At 41.8% G+C, this 2,094-nt stretch carries 2 protein-coding genes; both read left to right on the top strand.

The window, feature by feature from the left end:
- Window positions 1-94 precede the first annotated feature (94 nt).
- Window positions 95-1,210 (top strand): hypothetical protein, encoded by a 1,116-nt coding sequence (locus tag P9B04_RS23330; protein WP_342057353.1) that lies wholly within the window; start codon window positions 95-97, stop codon window positions 1,208-1,210.
- 14 nt (window positions 1,211-1,224) lie between these two features.
- Window positions 1,225-2,094 (top strand): ASCH domain-containing protein (locus P9B04_RS23325; protein WP_342057352.1); only part of this gene is annotated, 870 nt, incomplete at its 3' end.

The following is a 2,094-nucleotide window of genomic DNA, read 5'->3' as shown; positions in this document are numbered from 1 at the left end:
TGCTAATTGCTTATTTTTTTGTTTTGTTTTTTCTTCATGAATAATGCAGGTTAGTGCTTCCTGGGCTAAGAAAAATTTTAACGCCCTCAGAAAAATGTCCACTGATCAGATCCGCTCTAAATATTTTCAAGTTCTCGCTAGTAATGGTTACGGAAAATTAGAAGGGGTTGGGAAATCAATGAAATATATTCCCTTTGAACAACGGTTTGGGTTTTCTGAATCTAATCATCCAGAAGTTGATGAAAGTTGTGAAGTTTCTGGTAATTCGATGGAGATATCAATCGGTGAAATGCCTATTCAGACTTGCTTTAAACAAAAAGTTGCTAAAATTGATGACTTAACCTACTCGAAAATTATAGACAACTTACTAGACAATCAAAGTGGTTACTCAGAAAATCATCAACTTATCAATCAATCACCGTCAACAATAGATGAGAAATCGGTTACAAAGGTTGAGACTCCCCCTCAATGTGAAAATCAACCATCAAACCTTGAAACAGTCACCAATCAACAATCAGAGGTTGGTAATATTTGTACTTTAGCCGAGAGTGAAAATGAGAACACAGAACTGGTGACTGATATTGAGTGGTTAATAAAGGTGCTAGAAGATTTGGAAAATAATTGTCCTCACTACACCACCGATGAAGCTGATGCCTTGTTGTTAGAAGTTAGTCAAAAAACTGAGGAGAATGACCACCTCTTAAGGACAAGTTACCCTAATTATGCAGATCGCTTTATATCAGCCTTAACCAAAGCCGTTAAAAAGAAGCCGTTACCTGTCTCCCCTACACTCGATGAGCTAAAATCCCTGCTATTAGCTTGTCAAACCTGGGTTGAGCTTAAGCAGTTACACAAAGAACATCCAGAACAAACCAAAGCGGTGTACAAGGCTTTGAACCCATCTCAGCAAGTACAATTAGATGCGATCGCTGCTACGGAAGTTAATCAGGATGTCTTTAAATATGTGGGGTCACAACGCAAAGTCGATGGTGTGGAGATAGAACCTGGAACGCTGGTTTACTTAGACCCTCAATCGAATAACAAAAACCGATTACATCTTAAAGTCCGTCTCCTGCAAGGAATCAACCAAGGTTGGCAGAAAGTGGTTGAGATATCTCGTGATGCCCTAGAAGCTGTTGAAAAAGCTGTCAACGAGGGATTAGATGCCATCGAAGGACAACAGGGTAATCTACTCGACGGGCAAAGTTAGCTGAGGACGCAACCATGACGAAACTATTGAAAGATAAGGCTTCTGTGAAAAATTCAAAGCAGGAGTCACAGGATACTATTGCCCAAATCAAGGCCATTTCGTTGCACCCGCCGTATGCTTCTTTGATTAAAATGGGACTGAAGCACTTTGAGACACGCAGTTGGCCCACTAACTACCGAGGAAAATTGGTTATCTGTGCAGCCAAGAAAAATACTAACCAGCAACAATCGAGCTATTCCGCTTTGGCTTCAGAGTTGGGCATTGATTTAACACTGCATCCCTGGGATAGTTTACCCTTGGGAGAGGCGATCGCTGTTTGTGATCTCGTTGACTGCATTGAGATGACCGAAGATTTTATTAATGAGCAGTCAGAGACTGAACAACGGTGTGGACAATGGGAACTGGGTCGCTTTGCCTGGAAATTGGAGAACGTAAAATCATTGCCATTACCCGTGCCTATTAAGGGGAAGCAGGGTTTGTGGAAAATCGACCCTGACGAGGTTGAGCAATGGTTGCAAGGTTCCGATGATGGGGATGTCATTGTATCCGAAGTGAGCCAATTTGAGGAGTTAACCAATGATGAGCAACAGGAACGGCTACGGTTGGAGCGGAAGGTTGAACGAGCATTCTATGAAGCTGGCAAAGCGTTACAGGAGTTACGGAAAAAACGGCTTTATCGTTCTACTCATGCTACTTTTGAAGAGTATTGTCTTGAGAGGTTTGGGTTCAAGCGTAGACACCCTTATCGTTTAATTGATGCTGCAAAAGTTGTAGATAACTTGCTTGAAATGTGTCCAAATTGGACACAAAATGAAACTGTATCCAAAAGCCTGGCGTGGGGACACGAATACCTGAAAGCCTTACCAGATGACGAAAAGAGCCAA

The organism is Crocosphaera sp. Alani8, assembly GCF_038442745.1.
In the GTDB taxonomy this organism is placed as follows: domain Bacteria; phylum Cyanobacteriota; class Cyanobacteriia; order Cyanobacteriales; family Microcystaceae; genus Crocosphaera.
This window is presented reverse-complemented; position numbering and strand designations above follow the sequence as displayed.

What these genes read in the sequence shown, in the direction of transcription:
- P9B04_RS23330 (WP_342057353.1), top strand. Translation starts at nt 95, where the DNA reads ATGTCCACTGATCAGATCCGCTCTAAATATTTTCAAGTTCTCGCTAGT.